Genomic DNA, 17,020 nt, shown 5'->3' on the forward strand with positions numbered 1-17,020 from the left:
AGGGACCCGGACCCCGCGGAGGGGGCCGACGGGTGATCAGCGCGCGTTCTCGCGCAGCGTGGACCCCCGGGCCCCGCGCACGGTGAGCCAGGCGCTGATGAAGGCGGCGACGCCGAGCACGACCGCGGCGATGGCGGTCAGCGCGAGCAGGCGTGCCGGGGAGATCTCCGCGACGAGCCGCGGCGTCGACAGCGCCTCGACGTAGCCCAGCGTGATGGTGCGCAGCACGACGTACTGCGCGAGCGAGCCGGCCAGGATGCCGGCGACCGCCGCTCCACCGAGCACCACGACGAACTCGCGCGCCACCGCCGACATCACGGAGCGACGCGGTACGCCGACCACGCGCAGCGCCGCGGCGTCCCGTCGCCGGGCGGGCAGCTGGACCGCGGTCGAGACGACGAGGCCGGCCAGCGCCATCAGCAGGACCAGCGCGGCCACCACGGCGTACAGCCGCAGCGCGAGCGCGTAGGCGCTCTGGTCGAGGACGCGCTGCTCGGTCGCGAGCGTGGTCTCGACGGTCAGCCCCGACTCCTCGAGGGCGTCGCGGACATGCTGCGGGGCCTCGTCGCGCATCAGCACCCGGGTCTCGAAGAGGTTGTCGTAGACGGGCCGGTCGGTGATGAACGACGCGTAGTCGACGAGCAGGCCGGTCGGTCCGACGAAGGGCAGGCCCTCGGCGGTGCCCCGCGGCTCCACCCCGATGACCCCGGACCCGTCGAGGTTCTCGATCGCCTCGTCGGAGACGTCCACGCCACGGACCGCGGGACGCTTGAGGGCGATGCCGCCGGAGGTGAGGCGGGCCATCGCGGGCCGGCCGGCCGAGTCGAGGACGAGGTCGATGGACCCGTTGTCGGCGTCGATGTCGGCGATCGAGCTGGCGGCCTGGGAGTCGGGGGCGGGGACCCATCCGGCCCCGTCGATGGCCTCGTCGACGCGGGCGCCGTCGACGGCGATCTCGACCACGCTGGCCTCGCCGTCCATCTCCATCGTGGTGCCGGCGCCGCCGCCGAGGGTGAGGCCCTCGAGCGGGCACGCGGTGGCGCACGTGCGGGGCAGGCGCCCGGAGACGGTGTGCACGCCGCGCGGGAACGGCCCGAGGTAGACGCGCTCGGGGGTGCCGCCGACCGAGCCCAGGCGCACCTCGACGTTGAGCGGGCTCGAGGTCCGGGCGCGGTTGTCGATGGTCATCGACAGGCGCCGGCCCACCAGCGACGGGACGTCCCCGGCGGTCTCGATGCTCGCGGCGACGTCCTCGACGGGCTGGTCGGGCGTCCACGTGGGCGGCCACACCGCGATGGTGGCCAGCCGGTCGGCGTCGACGATGGAGAAGTTGGCGCCCGGGTTCTGGACCTCGGCGGCGGTCATCACCCAGTCGCCGTCGGGGTCGATGCGCCGGGTCAGGTCGCGGGTGTCGCGCAGCGACAGCGGCGAGCTCCACGTGACCTCACCGGGCGAGGCGGTGGCCGCGACGCTGGCGCGCCAGGTGGCCGCGGAGTCGTAGACGCCCGCCCCGAAGACGGCGACCGCGATCGCGGCGGTGAGCGGCAGGATCACCAGGGTGCCCTCCTGGCGCCGCGAGATCGCCCGGGCGGAGACGAAGCCGCTCAGCGAGCGGGTGTGCGGGCGGCGGCGCGTCCACCAGGTGGCCAGCCAGGCGGTGAGTCGGGTGGCCGCGAGCCCGGCGACGATGGCCAGCAGCACCGGGAGGACCAGGTCGGTGGCGTCCGGGTCGCTCTGGGTGCCCGAGGCGAGCTTGGAGAAGAGGACCGCGAGCGCGAGCGCGACCAGCGCGAGCTGGGCGACGACGGACCAGCGGCGGGTGGCCTGCGGGCGGCGTACGCCGGAGAGCTGGGAGGCGAGCGTGTCGCGCACCACCAGCCCGACCGCGACCACCGCGACCCCCACCGCGGCGGCGAGCACGAGGGCGGCGGCCGCCCAGCTCACCCACGGCACGGGCAGGGGCAACCCCTCGACCAGCCAGGCCTGCGTCAGCGCGTAGCCCATGCCGAGGCCGAGGGCCGCCCCGACCGGGGCGGAGACGGCGAGCACCACGAGCGGCTCGGAGAGGCCCAGCACCCAGAGCCGTCGCGAGGAGACGCCACGCAGCGAGGCCAGCGCGAGCTCGGGCACCCGGATCTCGCTGGCGGCCATGAGCAGCCGCATGAGGAGGGCGAGGGCGACGAGGACGAGGGACAGCACGGCGGGCGCGATCGAGGCGCGGGCCGTGGCCTGCTGCTCGCGGACCTCGTCGCGGACGGCACTGAGGTTGTTGACGTCGGGGACGCCGACCAGCGTGCCGCCGGGCACGTCGGTGCTGGAGTCCAGGCCGGCGGCGGTCTCCACGGCCGCGTCGAGGTCTTCCCGCGTGAGGTCGGCGGGGACCTCGAGCGGGGTGTCGACGCGCACCGTCCACTGGCCGGGCCCGAGCACGGCCATGGTGTCGGACGTCGTGATGAGCGGCGCCGGCTGGTAGGGCTGGTAACCGCCGGAGAGGCTGGACTGCTCGTTGGTGGTCGTGAGCAGGGTGGGCAGCATCCACACGTCGTCGGACTGCGGGGTGGTGTAGGTGCCGACCACCACGACCTCGTCGATCGGGGAGCGCGGGTACTGGCCCTCGATCTCGCCGGGCTCGAAGATCGACAGCTCCAGCGGCTCGCCGATGACGGCACCGTTGCGCTCGGCGTCGGTGTTGAGCATCAGGACCTCGCCCGGGGCGCTCGGGCAGCGGCCGGTCACCTCGAGGCCGCCGCAGACGTCCTCGCGCGCCCAGAAGTTCACCACCCCGCGCAGCGCGCTGTAGCGCGTCGAGAGGAGCGTGGTGGTCGGCTCGTCCCAGGGCCCCTCGTCCAGGGCCGTGGACTCCTCGACCGCGAGGTCGCGCGCGGCCTGGGGTGCGAGCTGCGACTGGAGCTCGAGCACGCGGACCAGCCCGGTGGACGCCGCGGGCGCCTCGCGCAGCCGCGTCACGACGTACGAGCTGGTGACCGCCTCGGCAAAGATCGGGCCGAGGACCGCCGAGCCGACCGCGAGCGCGGTCAGCAGGATCGAGCCGACGCTGAGGAGGGCGCGCGCCCGCAGGCCGCGCAGCACGGTGCCGAGGAGCTGGATCATCGTCGCTCCTCGTCCCGCAGCAGGGAAGGGCGCGTGGTGGAGTCACGTACGACGCGGGCCCGGCCGCCGACCACGAGCACGGCGGCCGCGGCGAGGACGGCCGGGACGACCAGCGCCAGGGTCCGGGCCGAGGTGTCGAGGGGCTGCGCCGCCGGCGGGGGCGTGACCAGTGGGAGCCCGCCGAGGAGCAGCTCGACGGCCAGCCAGCCGCCGACGGTGACCGTCAGCAGGACCAGCACCGCCAGGGACGCGAGCTCGGCGCGACCCGCGCGCCGGGCGGTGGCCACCCCGATGCCGAGGACGCGCAGCGCGGCCACGTCGTGGCGGTAGCTGCGCAGGTGCCGGGCCACGCCGGCCGCCAGGGCGAGCAGCGCGACCAGCACGCAGGCCCCGGCCATCAGGACGTAGGCGCGGGCCTGGTCGGCGCCGGCGGCGGTGCCGATCTCGTCGCGGAGGTCCTCGAGCGAGCGAGGCTCGGTGCCGGTGGTCGCGACCAACCGGTCGAGGAGCTCGTCGGGGGTGTCCGCGGCGGCCACGATGCCGGAGTCGGCGCTCGGCACCGTGGGACCCGACGCCACCGAGGAGGCCGTGAGGTCGGTCAGCACGCCGACCGAGCCGACCAGCGGCAGGGCGGCGTACGAGCCCAGCGGGTCGGCCGGGCGCTCGCTGCTGCCCAGGTCGAGGGGCACGGGGTCCTCCAGGTCGGCCGACAGCAGGCGGACGGGGAGCCCGGACGCGGCGAGCACGAGGGCCGTCGGTCCCTCGGGCAGTGGCGCGACCTCGAGGCCGTCGCGCCGGTTGGCCGTGATCCGGCGCAGCGGGTCGACGAGGTCGTCGAAGAACCGGTTGTTCTGGTTGGCGCTGATCGACCCCTCGTCGGGTCGCCACGCGAGGTCGGTGAGGTCGCGCTCGCCGACGACCACCCGCTCGAGGAGCACGACGAAGGGCTCGGGGTCGAGGTTGAAGACGTTGGTGCCCGCACCGTAGATCCGGCGCACGGACATCCCGACGAGCTGGCACCCGTCGGCGCACCCGCGCAGCCGGACCGTGCGACTGGCCCGCGCGCCCTCGCTCCTCAGCGTGAGACCGAGGGACGCGGACTGCCGGGAGTCGTCGTTGCCGACGTACACGACCTCGAGGCCCATGCCCACCGTCGAGCCCTCGCCCTTCTCGAGGACGCGGGCGTCGACGGTGAGGGTGTCGCCCTGCAGCGCTAGGTCGGGCAGGTCGGCGGCGAGGTCCGGGACGGCCCCGGCGGCGTCGGCGACCGGGGTGCCGTCGTAGAAGTCGCCCACGACGGACTCGAAGCGGTCGGCGTCGACGTAGGCGCGGCGCTCGGCGAGGCGGTCCAGGTTGGGCACCACGGCGGTGGCCATGAGGTGGTCCCCCTCGGGGTCGAGCTCGCGGGTGAGGGCGAGCGCACCGCGGGCGCCGCCCTCGACCGGGACGACCGTCGGTCCGGCCGCCGAGATCCGCGACTCGGTGTCGGTCCAGTCGTCGACGGCGGCGGCGCCGGTCGCGGCAAGGGTGGCCACCACCGCGGCCGCCACGACGAGCCGCAGCGGGGTGACCAGGTCGTCGGCGCGGGCGAGGCGACGGGTGGCGAGGAAGGGCGCGATGCCGCGACCACCCGTCGTACCGGTTGCGATCCGGGCGCCGAGGCGCAGCAGCCAGATCGCCACCTGTCCGAGGGCGAGGCCGACGAGCGCCGGGCCGAGCAGGACGAGGGCGTCCGGGTCGTCGGTGGTCCCCGCACGGGAGCGGTACGCCGCGACGCCGGCGCCGACGATCACCAGGACGCTCAGGAAGACCGCCACGGTGGTGGCCCGCCGCGGACGCGCCCGGGTGGCGACCTGGACCGCCAGCGGCTCACGGAGCGCCGCGACGGAGGACACCACCACGATGGCGAGGCCGCCTAGCGCGGTGCCGAGGGCGGTCAGCAGGGCCGTCCGGTCCAGCGGGTCGGCCGCCTCGCCGAGCCAGAGTGACGTGGACGCGATCGTCACCCCCGCGCCGAGCGCGACGCCCAGCGCGGTGCCGACGACGATGGCGCCGAGGGGCTCGAGGAGCAGGAACCGCCAGAGCCGCGCGCCGTGGATGCCGCGCAGCCGGGCCAGGCCGATCTCCTCGCGGCGGGCGGCCGCGAGCTCGGCGCCGATGCTGGGCACGGCGACCGCACCGAGCAGCAGCAGCGGGGCCGCCAGCAGCCGGGAGGTGCCGGCCGCGGCGGCGAAGCCGAGCACGCCGACGGCACCGCCGACCACCACGGCGGTCATCAGCACGAGGGTCGTCAGGGCGCCCCGGCGGCTCCAGGCGCCGCGGACGAGGCGGGTCATCCCGCCACCTTCGGTCCGGTCACACCAGGTGGCCCTCGTCGAGCGCGTAGTGGACGTCGCAGGCCTCGACCACGGCGGGGTCGTGCGTGGCGACGACGACGACCGCGCCGCGGGCCGCCTCCTCGCGCAGCTCGGTGAGGACGACCCCGCGGTTGCCCTCGTCGAGCTCGGAGGTCGGCTCGTCGGCCAGCAGGATGCCCGCGCCGACCACGAAGCCGCGGGCGCAGGCGACGCGCTGCATCTGCCCGCCGGAGAGCTCCTCCACCTGGCGCTCGCCGAGGTCGGCGATGCCGAACCTGGCCAACGCGGCCTCGGCGTGCTCGTCGGCGTCGGCGGGGGCCACGCCCCGGGCGCGCAGCGCGATCGAGACGTTCTCCCGGGCCGAGAGGATGGGCACCAGGCCGTAGACCTGCAGGACGAAGGCGACCTCGGGACGCGGGTCGCCGGTGCCCGTCCACGTCGAGGCGCCGTCGTACGACGCCGTGCCCGACGTCGGCGCGAGCAGCCCGCCGGCGATCGAGAGCAGCGTGGTCTTGCCGGAGCCGCTGGGGCCGGACAGCGCGGTGACCCGGCCGGCGGGGAACGTCAGCGAGACGTCGTCGAGCAGGGTGCGACCGGCCACGTAGGTCACGTGGTCGAGGACGAGGTCGTTCACGCGGGGGTGCCCTCTCCGTCGGAGCGGCTGACGAGCAGGCGACCGTGCTCGTCCTCCTCGAAGCGCACCAGGGTGCCGGGCGGCCACTCCGCCGCCACGTGGGCGGGCAGGTGGAGGACGCCATCCTCGCCCACGACGGCGTACTCCGAGCCCTCGCGGCCCTCGGAGCCGACGCGGCCGCCCTTCATGGTGACGGTGCGCGGGAAGGTCGCGGCGACCTCGGGCTGGTGGGTGACCACGACGATCGTGGTGCCGAAGTCGTCGCCGAGCGAGTGGATCAGGTGGAGGACGTGGTCGCGGTCCTCGTGGCTGAGCTGGCTGGTCGGCTCGTCGGCGAGCAGCAGCCGCGGCGACGTGGCCACCGAGCAGGCGAGCGCGAGTCGCTGGCGCTGGCCGCCGGACATCGTCGAGACCACCTGGTCGGACTGCTGCTCGAGCCCGACGCGACCGAGCAGCTCGCTGTCGAGCATCGCGTCCCGGCGCTCGGCGCCGGACAACGACAGGCGGGCGAAGCCGATGTTCTGGCGGGCGGTGGCGTAGGGCAGCAGGTTGCGGGTCGCGCCCTGGAGCATCGTGCTGACGCTGCGGGAGCGGATCCGGGCGAGGTAGCGCTCACCCATCCGGGAGATCTCCTCGTCACCGAGGAAGATGCGCCCGGCGCTGGGCTTCTGGATGCCGCCGAGGAGGGTCAGCAGGGTCGACTTGCCGGAGCCGCTGGGGCCGAGGAAGGCGACCCGCTCGCCCGGGGCGATCGCCAGGTCGACACCGCGCAGGGCGACGACGTCGTGGCCGCCGAAGGTGCGGTAGAGGTGGACGACCCCCTCGCAGCGGACTCCGAGACCGCCCGCCGACGGTGCCGCGCCGCCCATCGGCGTCGCGAGCGCGTGGTCCTGCACCTGGCCTCCCCCATGTCTGATCAACGACCGATTTGAACATACCGCCCGCTCGCCGTCGTATGGTGCTGCCATGGTGATCCGCGTTGCACTCGTCAACGACGACGAAGTCGTCGTCCGTGGCCTCGATGCGATGCTGCGCAACTACGGCGACCGCATCGAGATCGTCGAGCTCGCTGCCCAGAAGAACATCGTCAACGAGGTCGACATCGCGCTCTACGACACGTTCGGCATGGGCCAGGGCAACGGCCCCGGCGTGTCCCGCCTGCTCGCCAACCCGCGCATCGGCAAGGTCGTCGTCTACACGTGGAACTTCCAGCCCTGGCTGGCCCGCGAGACGATGGAGCAGGGCGTCTCCGGCTACCTCTCCAAGAGCCTCACCGCCGGCCAGCTGGTCGACGCGCTGCAGGCCGTGGCCTCCGGGCGGGTCATCGTCTCCCCCGCCCCCAAGGGCAACCGCCTCGTCGGCGGCGACTGGCCGGGTCGCGAGGAGGGCCTCACCGCCCGCGAGGCCGAGGTGCTGTCCCTCATCACGATGGGCCTGAGCAACCTCGAGATCGCCGACCGCACGTCGCTGTCGGTCAACTCGATCAAGTCCTACATCCGGTCCTGCTACCGCAAGATCGACGTCGACAGCCGCTCCAAGGCGGTCCTGTGGGGCGTCGCGCACGGGCTGCGCGCCGACCGGGTGCGTGTCATGGGCTCGGTGGCCCAGGACACCGGCGGCGAGCGCACCGCCTGATCGCCTGCCCCTCCCCGCGCGGTCCGCGAATCGCCCGGGCTGTTCGGGCGCGCCTACGATCTTCCGGTGACTGAGCAGCCCGGCACCGCCTCCGCCCTCGACCCCGGCATCGACCCGGGCGACCTGGCGACCACCATCCGGGTGCTGGAGCAGCTGCACCACCTGCCCGGCGACCACCCCGACCACGTGCGGGTCAAGCGGGCGGCGTCGCACATGTACAAGTCGATCAAGGCCGAGCGCAAGCTCCGCAAGCGCGCCGAGGAGCTGGCCCACGACCGCGCGATCACCGAGCTGACAGCCACCGGGTCGCCGGTGCGCATCGACGACGAGACGTCCGGCATCCCGCTCGTCTCCACGGCACCCGGCGCGTTCGCCGGCGAGCTGATCAACCCCCGCGGCTGCTACATCTGCAAGCAGGACTTCACCCTGGTCGACGCGTTCTACCACTGGCTCTGCCCCTCCTGCGCCGCACTGAGCCACACCAAGCGCGACCAGCGCACCGACCTCACCGGCCGGCGGGCGCTGATGACGGGCGGGCGCGCCAAGATCGGGATGTACATCGCGCTGCGGCTGCTCCGCGACGGCGCCCACACCACGATCACGACCCGCTTCCCCAAGGACGCCGTACGCCGCTTCTCCTCGCTGCCCGACAGCGCGGACTGGATCCACCGGCTCAAGGTGGTGGGCATCGACCTGCGCGACCCGACCCAGGTGGTCTCGCTGGCCGACGACGTCGCGGGCGCCGGTCCCCTCGACATCCTCATCAACAACGCCTGCCAGACGGTGCGTCGTACGCCGGGCGCCTACGCGCCGCTGGTCGAGGCCGAGCACGCGCCGCTCCCCGAGGACCGGGTGCTGCCCGAGATGGTGACCTTCGACCGGATCAGCGAGGCGCACCCGGCGGCCATCGCCGGCGCCCTGTCGGACACCGCCGTCGCGCACCACGAGGGCGAGTCGCGGGCCTCCGCCCTGGCCGCCCACAACGCGGCGAGCATGACGGCGCTCGCGCTGTCGGCCGGGCACGCCTCGCTCGACGCCCACCTCGCCGGGACCGCCGTCGACGCCGGTGGCCTGCTGCCGGACACGCAGACCAACAACTCGTGGACCCAGACCGTCGGCGAGGTCGACCCGCTCGAGCTCCTCGAGGTGCAGCTGTGCAACTCGATCGCGCCGTTCCTGCTCGTCTCGCGGCTGCGGCCGGCCCTCGCGGCCGCTGCGCAGGCAGCGGCGTCGCAGCGGGCGTACGTCGTCAACGTCTCGGCGATGGAGGGCCAGTTCTCTCGCCGCTACAAGGGCGCCGGGCACCCGCACACCAACATGGCCAAGGCCGCGCTCAACATGCTGACCCGTACGTCGGCGGGCGAGATGTTCGAGACCGACCGGATCCTGATGACCGCGGTCGACACCGGCTGGATCACCGACGAGCGGCCGCACCAGGACAAGCTGCGGATCGCCGCCGAGGGATGGCACGCGCCGCTCGACCTCGTCGACGGCGCGGCGCGGGTCTACGACCCGGTCGTGCTGGGTGAGGCGGGCGAGGACCTCTACGGCTGCTTCGTGAAGGACTACCAGCCCTCGCCCTGGTGATCTGCCTCGCTTCGTGCGCGGGAGGAATCCGGCCTATCTGCGTCGGTTGAACCTGATGTCGCCGTTGGGGAGGCGGTCGGTGCGGTAACCGGCCGGGTCGTGGGCCCGGTGGTGATGGTGGTTGCAGAGGAGCACGCCGTTGTCGAGGTCGGTCCTGCCGCCGGTCGACCAGGGGTCGAGGTGATGGGCGTCGCACCAGGTCCCCGGCACGTCACATCCCTCTGCCCGGCAGGTCTTGTCGCGGATCAGGAGTGCCTTGCGCTGGCCGGGTGAGAACAGCCGGCGGGCGCGTCCGAGGTCGAGCGGGATGCTGTCGCCGCCGAGGACGGCCGGCAGGATCTTGGCCGTGCAGGCTAGGCGTCGGGCCTGGGCTGCGGTGATGAGGTCGCCGGTGAGCTCGTCTCCTGGCACCAGGCCGGAGCCGAGGAGGTCGGCCGCACCGAGCTCGGCCCTGAGGGAGGCGAGCGGGACGGTGACGACGACCGTGGTGGCGTCGCCGCCGTGGATCGGCAGCCGCCGAGGGTCAGCCGCCTCGAGGAACTGGATGAACGCCTGCCCCATCCGCTTGGGGTAAGGCAGGCGCGTGAACGGGTCGGCCTCGTTCTGCTGCCCCTCGGCGCCGGCACGCGGGTTGCTGAAGGCCTCGAGGTATGTCGCCAGCCTGGTGGCGGCTGCATCCGGCACCCGGCCGGAGATCCGGGTCGTGCCGTCACCGAGGCGGCGCATCGTCAGCCGGGTCTTGTCAGCGGCAGCGGCCTCGAGCTCGGCCAGCCGTCGCGCTTCGGCCTCCTCGGCGATCTCGGGCGCCACGACCGTGAGGATGTGTCGCCCGAGTCGGCCGAGCTCCTTGGGACCGAAGTGTCCGGCCTGCTCGACGAGATGCGCCTCGGCCTTGGCGACCGTGTCGGCGTCGATGCGCGAGGGGAGCGCAGACAGGACGCGGTGGATCACCCGCGCTTGCGCCAGGGTCGCGTCGCCCTCCCGCATCGCCGTGGCCAGCACCTGGCGCTCACCGTCCAGCGCCTTGGCCAGGGCCAGGTCTGCGCGCGCGTCGGAGAATCGCGTGCGGGTCACCTTCGCCAGCCACCCGGCCGCGTCCTTCGTCGCGGTCGCCACCGCGAGGTCACCGGCATCGGCCAGGATCCGCAGCCGCAGCTCGGCAAGCTGACCCTCGGCCCGGACCAACTCGGTCAGCGCGGCGGCCTTGTCATCGGTGGTCATGAACGTCGGGTTGGCGTCACCGACGCTCTTCAGCGTCGAGCGGACGGAGCCCACGGCAGCCACGATCGGGTGCTCCACGGCCGGCCTCCTCTCGACGACAGTGCGTCACGTGCGTACGTGACTCACAACGGTCGTCGCTCCTGGAGGCCCGGATCCCGGACTATTACTCACCCTCGCAACTCGCCCCACCAGCTCGGCAATTCGACTACCCGGTGACTTCGTGGAACGTGGCTCAAACGCTACCGACGATGGATGTCGTTCGCAAGCCTGTTCGAAGGATCTGTGGATAGAGAATTCTCTTCGACCGCGCCCAATCGCGGCGGAAAGACACAGTGCCAGCCAGCGCTCTCCCATCGCGACCTAAGGAGGCGTTCGGCCCCGGGAGTTCCGTCTTGGTGGTCAGCCCAGAGTCGTGTCTTCGATGGAGGCTGTCGGGGTGATCTCTGGGAGACGCCCCATGCGGATCGAGTTGAGCAGCCCGAGCAGGCTGGCCAGCACAGGCACCAGCAAGGCGATCTGCAATGAGAGATCCCGGGCGTCCGTGTTGATCTCTCGGATCTCCGCCTGAACTGCTTGTGGTTCGTCAGCCAACAGCGTGTCGAGCTGGGTGTTGCTCATGATCTGGGCGTCGTCCTCCAGGGTCGCGGCGATCTGGTCCTTCTGGGCGGCCGGGATCACCGTGCTGTCCTGGGTCATCTCGTTGAAGCTGAACGACAGGGCGGCCAGCATGAGTCCTCCGGCGACCGCGAGGCCGAACGACAGCCCGAACGACCCTGCGGCCGAGTTCACTCCGGCCGCTTCGCTGACGCGCTCCTCGGCGATGGGGGCCAACGTGTAGTTGTTGAGCTGGGACACCAGCAGGCCGAGCCCGGAGCCCGCCAGGAGCAAGGGGCCGATGAGCCACCAGCCGAAGTCGGCGCGAGGGACTAGCGGGATGATCAGGACCATCCCCAGGGTCGTGAGTGCGAAGCCCCAACGGACCACGCTGCTGGCGCGACGCTTGCCGGACTTGCGGCCGGCAATCATGGCGACTGCGAACATGCTGAGCGACAGCGGGGCCAGGGAGAGCCCTGCCTCCATCGCGTTGTACTCGAGCGTCATCTGCAAGAAGATCGGGAGCACGATCATCGCGCCGCCGAGGGTGATCTGCTGCAGCATCTGCTGCGAGATGCCGACACGGAAGTGCGGGAACCGGAACAGGTCCGGGTCGAGCAACGTCGGCTTGCCTTGGCGCTTGCGGCGCACCAGCCAGTACGCCAGGGCCGCGAGCCCAACGAGGCCGGCCACGATGAGCACGCCCACCGCTTCGCCGCCCTCCTGCCAGACCAGGATGCCCAGGACGACTGCGCCCATGCCCACAACGGAGAGCGCTGCGCCCACCAGGTCGACCTGTCGAGGACCCGTGTAGGCCACGTCGCGGACCAGCTTGATGTTCACGAGCACCACCGCGATGACCAACGCTTCCAGCAGGAAGCCAACGCGCCACGACAGGTAGGTGGTGACGAAGCCCCCGAGCAGCGGCCCTACGGCTGCGGCGATGGCCGCGGCTGCCCCGACCAGGGCGTAGGTCTTCTTGCGAGCGGATCCGTCGAAGTTGCCGTGGATGAGTGACTGCATGGCGGGCAGAAGCAGCGACGCCCCCAAACCTCCGATGATCGCCCAGAACACGATGATCGTGGTCAGGTTCTGGGCCAGTGTCATCGCCAAGGCGCCGATGGCGTAGGCGAGTAGGCCCAGGACGTAGGCGCGCTTGCGACCGATAAGGTCGCCCACCTTGCTGCTGATCAGGATGAACGCGGCCGAAACCAACGCCTCGAGAGCGATCGCGGACTGCACGCCGCTCACCGTCGTGTCGAGATCATCGACCACCGCAGAGATCGAGACGTTCATCAGCGACGTGTCGACAACGAGCACAAACATGGCCGCGGCCAGCAGCATGGCCAGCCGGGAACTGTGCGGGCCTTCCGAAGAAGCATCAGCACTCGTGTCCTCGTTCATAGGACCTCCCACCCACACCCTCGCCCTCGGGCCTCGCCAGCACCTCATCCGTTATGGATGACCGGATGGCACATCGTCTAGAGACCGGCGTGGTCGCAGCGGCGCGCTCAGGTTCCGGTGCGGCGGCACGGGATTGGACCCGCACGTTGAGGTCCATCCCAGTGGCACCCGCGCAGATCGGTGCGTGTCGGGCCAGCGTCATTCTGGGCGGTTTGGGCGCCCACCCGCGGCCGAGTTTCAGCCCTGCGGCGCGCCCGCGACGTTCACCATCCAGTTGATGCCGAACTTGTCGACCAGCATCCCGAACTGGTCTCCCCAGGGAGCGGCCTCAAGCGGCTGGGGCACCTGACCACCCTCGGCGAGCCCGGCGAACCAGCCGCGCAGGGCGTCGCCGTCCTCGTCCGGGCCGGACAGGCTGATCGAGATGTTGTTGCCCATGGTCACCTGGGTCATCTCCGGCGGCGCGTCGGCGACCATCAGCGTGAAGCCGGCGGGCGTCTCGAGCTGGCCGTGCATCACCTGCGTGGCGAGCGGGCCCTCGGTGCCCATGTCGCCGAAGGTCATCACGGTGAGGTCGCCGCCAAGCACCGACTGGTAGAACTCCAGGGCCTCGCGGGCCTTGCCGTCGAGGACGTTGACGTAGGGGTTGAGCAGGCTGGTCATGGCGCTCTCCTTGCCGACGATGTGGGGTCACCGACCAACCTACGAGTCGGTGACCCCAGCGTCGACGGGAAGAACAAGGGATCCTCAGCGGGCGAGGAGGTTGAGCACCAGCGTCAGCAGCACCGAGAGCAGGACCGACACCAGGATCATCACCAGGCATCCGGGGAGTCCGCCCACGGGACGGATCCGGACGGGACTCATCAGGAGCCCGTGACCGCCTGGTCGAGGTTCGTCAGCGCGCTCTCCAGGTCCGCCTGCGAGACCAGCGGGAAGCTGATCTTGCTGAGCAGCTCCTGGTCGGTGACGTTGCTCCAGTCGTAGGTGTGCCGGACCTTGGTGGCCTCGGAACCCTCCGCCTCGAGCTCCCACACCCACTGCCAGCCGGGGGGCTCCTGGCCGGCGGGGGCGGTCTGCCAGGCGAGCAGCTGGTTGGGCGAGTAGCCCGTGACGGTGTTGTCGGTCTGGTAGTCGCCGCCCATGTGGTCGCCGGTCATGTCCATGGTGAACACGTCGCCGACCTGCTGGATGCGGTTGGAGCCCACGTCACCCTTGACGAAGCCCGAGCCGTCGATCTGCGCGTGCCGCTCGGGGTTGCTCAGCACGTCGAAGACGGCGGACGTCGGGGCCTGGATGGTGCGCTCCACGGTGATCTTCTTGTCGTCAGTCATTCCTCGACCATGTCTCGCACAGGGACCCCGGACAACCGTCCGGGGTCCCTAGGGGTGATCAGCGAGTGGTCAGCCCGCGTGCCCGCGCAGCAGGTCGGCGAAGTCGGTCACCGGGCCGAGGTCGGTGCCGGACGTGCGCGTCGTACGCCGTCCGCTCGCGTCCGGGCCGAAGCCGGCGACGTGGTCGGTGCCCACGACGAGCCCGGCCAGCTCTCCCGCGGCGCGGGTGATCCGCGCCGAGAGGTCGGTGGTGCCGCCGAAGTCCTCGGTGGCGGCGAAGACCCCCGTCGGCACGACCACGGCTCGCAGGTAGGCGAAGAGCGGACGCATCGCGTGGTCGAGGACCAGCGAGTGCCGGGCGGTGCCCGCGGTGGCCGCGATCAGCACCGGCATGCCGTTGAGGGCGTCGGTGTCGAGGGCGTCGAAGAACATCTTGAAGAGCCCGCTGTAGGACGCCGTGAACACCGGCGTCACCGCGATCATCCCGTCGGCCGACGACACCAGGTCGCGGACCTCGGAAAGGCGGGCGGTGGGCACGCCACCGCTCGTCATGTACGACGCGAGGTCACCCGCCAGCTCGCGCAGCTCGACGTGCTCGAGGCGCACGGCCTCGCCGCGCGCGCCGACCTGGGCGCTGACGGCGTCGGCGACCTGGTCGGCGAGCAACCGGGTGGACGAGGGGACGCTGAGGCCGGCGGTGATGACGACCACGGTGCGGGTCATGCAGTGGCTCCTTGGGTGCTGGTCGAGGTGGCGGCCTCCAGCGTCGCGCGGGCGGGCTCGACGAGGTGGTGCGGGGCGTCGGGCCCGGCTGCGACGAGGGAGGTGTGGGTGGGCGGGTCGCTCGGCACGTGGGCCGGGCGGCGGCGGTCGAACTCGGTGCGCAGCACCGGCACGACGTCGCGCCCGAGGATCTCGAGCTGCTCCAGCACGACGTCGATCGGCAGGCCGGCGTGGTCGATGAGGAACAGCTGGCGCTGGTAGTCACCGGCGTAGTCGGCGAAGCCGAGGGTGCGCTCGATGACCTGCTCGGGGGTCCCGACGGTCAGCGGCGTCATCGTGGAGAAGTCCTCCAGCGAGGGACCGTGGCCGTAGACGGGGGCGTTGTCGAAGTAGGGCCGGAACTGGCGCTTGGCCTCGGCCTCCGTCGTACCCATGAAGACCTGGCCGCCGAGCCCGACGATCGCCTGGTCGGCGCTGCCGTGGCCGTAGTGCTCGAAGCGCTGGCGGTAGAGGCGCACCATCTGCTCGGTGTGCTCCTTGTTCCAGAAGATGTGGTTGTGGAAGAACCCGTCGCCGTAGTAGGCCGCCTGCTCGGCGATCTCGGTGCTGCGGATCGAGCCGTGCCACACGAACGGCGGCGTGCCGTCGAGCGGGGCCGGGGTGCTCGTGTAGCCCTGCAGCGGGGTGCGGAACTGGCCCTGCCAGTTGACGACCGGCTCGCGCCACAGCAGGCGCAGCAGGTGGTAGTTCTCGATGGCGAGCTTGATGCCGTCGCGGATGTCCTTGCCGAACCACGGGTAGACCGGGCCGGTGTTGCCGCGGCCCATCATCAGGTCGATGCGGCCACCGGAGAGGTGCTGGAGCATCGCGTAGTCCTCGGCGATCTTGACCGGGTCGTTGGTCGTGATCAGCGTCGTGGACGTGGAGAGGAGCAGCTTGTCGGTCTTGGCGGCGATGAAGCCCAGGTGGGTCGTCGGGCTGCTCGGCACGAAGGGCGGGTTGTGGTGCTCGCCGGTCGCGAAGACGTCGAGCCCGACCTCCTCGGCCTTGAGCGCGATGCGGGTCATCGACTCGATGCGCTCGGCCTCGCTCGGGGTGCGTCCCGTCGTCGGGTCGGGCGTCACGTCGCCGACGCTGAAGATGCCGAACTGCATGACTGCCTCCTGGTGCTTCTGCTCCAACCGATCTGATTGAAGATTGTACGACATGTAACGGCGGGTGGCCGCCGAGTATTCCGCGCAGGCACGGCCGGGGGGTCCGGGACGAAGCCTGCGTGAACAGTGCCGCCCGAGCCGTCCCGCGGCCTCCCGCGCGGCGGGTGCGGACCCATGCTGAAGTCGTGACCTACGGCGAGGAGCCCGGCCCCCTGGCCATCGCGCACCGCGGTGGCATGGCGCTCGGTCCCGAGAACACCCTGGCGACCTTCGGACGGGCGATCGCCCTGGGCGTGCGCCACCTCGAGACCGACGTCCGTACGACGCGCGACGGCGAGCTCGTCTGCTTCTACGACGCCACCCTGCGGCGGACCACCGGCGAGCGCGGGTCAATCGCGGACCTGGACCTGGTCGACGTACGACGACTGCGCGTCGACGGACGTGAGCCGGTGCCGACGCTGGCGGAGGCGATGCACTCCCTCCCCCAGGCCAGGTGGGCGATCGACCTCAAGGACGAGCGCTCGGTCGACGCGATGGCGACCCTGCTCACGGCCAACCCCGGCTGGGCCGCGCGGGTCTGCGTGGCCGGCGCCTGGTCGCGGCGCCTGCTGCGACTCAAGGCCGAGGTGCCCGAGGTGACTACGGCGCTGGGCTGGCGCAACCTCACCGCCCTGATCGCGGCATCGCGGTCGGGTGCGCGCACGCCCGCCCGCGTCGCGTGCGGCAGCTTCGCGCACGTGCCCTACCGGCTGGGCCGCTTTCCGGTGTACGCCGAGCGCATCGTCGAGCAGGCGCACGCCCTGGGCGTCCGGGTCGCCGTGTGGACCGTCAACGACGTACCGACCATGGAGATGCTGCTCGACGCGGGAGTGGACGGGATCATCACGGACCGCCCCGACCTGCTGCGGGAGGTGCTCGTCGCGCGCGGGGCCTTGCTTACCTATACCCCCTAGGGGTACGGTCGGAGGCATGGAACACAGCTACGTCGCGCACGGCACCAAGGACAAGCACCTCCAGCGTCTCAAGCGCATCGAGGGCCAGGTCCGCGGGCTGCACCGGATGGTCGACGAGGAGCAGTACTGCATCGACATCCTCACCCAGGTCTCCGCCGTCACCCGCGCCCTCCAGTCCCTGTCCCTGGCCCTGCTCGACGAGCACATGGAGCACTGCGTCGTCGAGGCCGTCCGCGAGGGCGGCGACGAGCAGCAGGCCAAGCTCAAGGAAGCCAGCGCGGCCATCGCGCGGCTCGTGAAGTCCTGAGGAGGACCC

At 72.0% G+C, this 17,020-nt stretch carries 14 protein-coding genes; 4 read left to right on the forward strand and 10 right to left on the reverse strand.

From position 1 onward, the window contains the following. Nucleotides 1–36 precede the first annotated feature (36 nt). Genes DAE25_RS09950 through DAE25_RS09965 form a run of 4 tightly spaced genes read right to left on the reverse strand, consistent with a single transcriptional unit; the run spans nt 37 to nt 6,998 of the window. The gene (locus DAE25_RS09950) at nt 37–3,111 is read right to left on the reverse strand and encodes an FtsX-like permease family protein (protein ID WP_107766060.1); all 3,075 of its coding nucleotides are present in this window, start codon (nt 3,109–3,111) and stop codon (nt 37–39) included. After that, nucleotides 3,108–5,447, reverse strand: a complete 2,340-nt coding sequence (locus DAE25_RS09955; RefSeq protein WP_107766061.1) for an ABC transporter permease — start codon at nt 5,445–5,447, stop codon at nt 3,108–3,110. Before DAE25_RS09955 ends, DAE25_RS09950 begins: the two co-directional genes overlap by 4 nt. Before the next feature lie 19 nt (nt 5,448–5,466). Next, nucleotides 5,467–6,102: an ABC transporter ATP-binding protein gene (locus DAE25_RS09960; protein ID WP_056889313.1), complete on the reverse strand. Its 636-nt coding sequence runs from the start codon at nt 6,100–6,102 to the stop codon at nt 5,467–5,469. Next, a complete protein-coding gene (locus DAE25_RS09965) occupies nt 6,099–6,998 on the reverse strand; it encodes an ABC transporter ATP-binding protein (protein WP_234410964.1) in 900 nt (299 codons plus the stop codon). Before DAE25_RS09965 ends, DAE25_RS09960 begins: the two co-directional genes overlap by 4 nt. A gap of 70 nt (nt 6,999–7,068) precedes the next feature. On the opposite strand from DAE25_RS09965, the gene DAE25_RS09970 reads away from it, so the two are divergent. Together DAE25_RS09970 and DAE25_RS09975 are read left to right on the forward strand one after the other, a co-directional pair. Next, on the forward strand, nt 7,069–7,737 hold the full coding sequence (locus DAE25_RS09970) for a response regulator transcription factor (RefSeq protein WP_107766063.1): 669 nt from the start codon (nt 7,069–7,071) through the stop codon (nt 7,735–7,737). Nucleotides 7,738–7,803: 66 nt separating this feature from the next. After that, nucleotides 7,804–9,324 carry an SDR family NAD(P)-dependent oxidoreductase gene (locus DAE25_RS09975; protein ID WP_199907522.1) on the forward strand — a complete coding sequence of 507 codons (1,521 nt, stop codon included), beginning with the start codon at nt 7,804–7,806 and terminating at the stop codon, nt 9,322–9,324. 33 nt (nt 9,325–9,357) lie between these two features. Here the strand turns inward: DAE25_RS09975 and DAE25_RS09980 are convergent, their stop codons facing one another. From DAE25_RS09980 to DAE25_RS10005, 6 genes are all read right to left on the reverse strand, one after another. Further along, the gene (locus DAE25_RS09980) at nt 9,358–10,623 is read right to left on the reverse strand and encodes an HNH endonuclease signature motif containing protein (protein ID WP_107766064.1); all 1,266 of its coding nucleotides are present in this window, start codon (nt 10,621–10,623) and stop codon (nt 9,358–9,360) included. A 321-nt stretch (nt 10,624–10,944) separates the two neighbouring features. Continuing rightward, complete coding sequence (locus tag DAE25_RS09985) at nt 10,945–12,543, reverse strand: MFS transporter (protein WP_107766065.1); 1,599 nt, start codon at nt 12,541–12,543, stop codon at nt 10,945–10,947. Between the two features lie 237 nt (nt 12,544–12,780). Further along, nucleotides 12,781–13,206 carry a VOC family protein gene (locus DAE25_RS09990; protein WP_107766066.1) on the reverse strand — a complete coding sequence of 142 codons (426 nt, stop codon included), beginning with the start codon at nt 13,204–13,206 and terminating at the stop codon, nt 12,781–12,783. A gap of 200 nt (nt 13,207–13,406) precedes the next feature. Then, nucleotides 13,407–13,874 (reverse strand): SRPBCC domain-containing protein, encoded by a 468-nt coding sequence (locus tag DAE25_RS09995; protein WP_107766067.1) that lies wholly within the window; start codon nt 13,872–13,874, stop codon nt 13,407–13,409. A gap of 69 nt (nt 13,875–13,943) precedes the next feature. Then, on the reverse strand, nt 13,944–14,597 hold the full coding sequence (locus DAE25_RS10000; protein WP_107766068.1) for an FMN reductase: 654 nt from the start codon (nt 14,595–14,597) through the stop codon (nt 13,944–13,946). Continuing rightward, nucleotides 14,594–15,751 (reverse strand): LLM class flavin-dependent oxidoreductase, encoded by a 1,158-nt coding sequence (locus tag DAE25_RS10005; RefSeq protein WP_107766069.1) that lies wholly within the window; start codon nt 15,749–15,751, stop codon nt 14,594–14,596. Before DAE25_RS10005 ends, DAE25_RS10000 begins: the two co-directional genes overlap by 4 nt. Nucleotides 15,752–15,936: 185 nt before the next feature. Between DAE25_RS10005 and DAE25_RS10010 the strand changes: the two genes are divergently transcribed. Both DAE25_RS10010 and DAE25_RS10015 read left to right on the forward strand, forming a co-directional pair. Then, nucleotides 15,937–16,704: a glycerophosphodiester phosphodiesterase family protein gene (locus DAE25_RS10010; RefSeq protein ID WP_107766070.1), complete on the forward strand. Its 768-nt coding sequence runs from the start codon at nt 15,937–15,939 to the stop codon at nt 16,702–16,704. A 16-nt stretch (nt 16,705–16,720) separates the two neighbouring features. Then, a complete protein-coding gene (locus DAE25_RS10015) occupies nt 16,721–17,011 on the forward strand; it encodes a metal-sensitive transcriptional regulator (RefSeq protein ID WP_056887889.1) in 291 nt (96 codons plus the stop codon). The last annotated feature ends 9 nt before the right edge of the window (nt 17,012–17,020 follow it).

The organism is Nocardioides terrigena, assembly GCF_003047265.1.
Lineage (GTDB): Bacteria > Actinomycetota > Actinomycetes > Propionibacteriales > Nocardioidaceae > Nocardioides > Nocardioides terrigena.

Excerpts from the sequence above, each read along its gene's own strand:
- DAE25_RS09995 (WP_107766067.1), bottom strand. The coding sequence starts at position 13,874 with ATGACTGACGACAAGAAGATCACCGTGGAGCGCACCATCCAGGCCCCG.
- DAE25_RS09950 (WP_107766060.1), bottom strand. The coding sequence starts at position 3,111 with ATGATCCAGCTCCTCGGCACCGTGCTGCGCGGCCTGCGGGCGCGCGCC.
- DAE25_RS10015 (WP_056887889.1), top strand. The coding sequence starts at position 16,721 with ATGGAACACAGCTACGTCGCGCACGGCACCAAGGACAAGCACCTCCAG.
- DAE25_RS09955 (WP_107766061.1), bottom strand. The coding sequence starts at position 5,447 with ATGACCCGCCTCGTCCGCGGCGCCTGGAGCCGCCGGGGCGCCCTGACG.
- DAE25_RS10005 (WP_107766069.1), bottom strand. The coding sequence starts at position 15,751 with ATGCAGTTCGGCATCTTCAGCGTCGGCGACGTGACGCCCGACCCGACG.
- DAE25_RS10000 (WP_107766068.1), bottom strand. The coding sequence starts at position 14,597 with ATGACCCGCACCGTGGTCGTCATCACCGCCGGCCTCAGCGTCCCCTCG.
- DAE25_RS09970 (WP_107766063.1), top strand. The coding sequence starts at position 7,069 with ATGGTGATCCGCGTTGCACTCGTCAACGACGACGAAGTCGTCGTCCGT.
- DAE25_RS09985 (WP_107766065.1), bottom strand. The coding sequence starts at position 12,543 with ATGAACGAGGACACGAGTGCTGATGCTTCTTCGGAAGGCCCGCACAGT.
- DAE25_RS09990 (WP_107766066.1), bottom strand. The coding sequence starts at position 13,206 with ATGACCAGCCTGCTCAACCCCTACGTCAACGTCCTCGACGGCAAGGCC.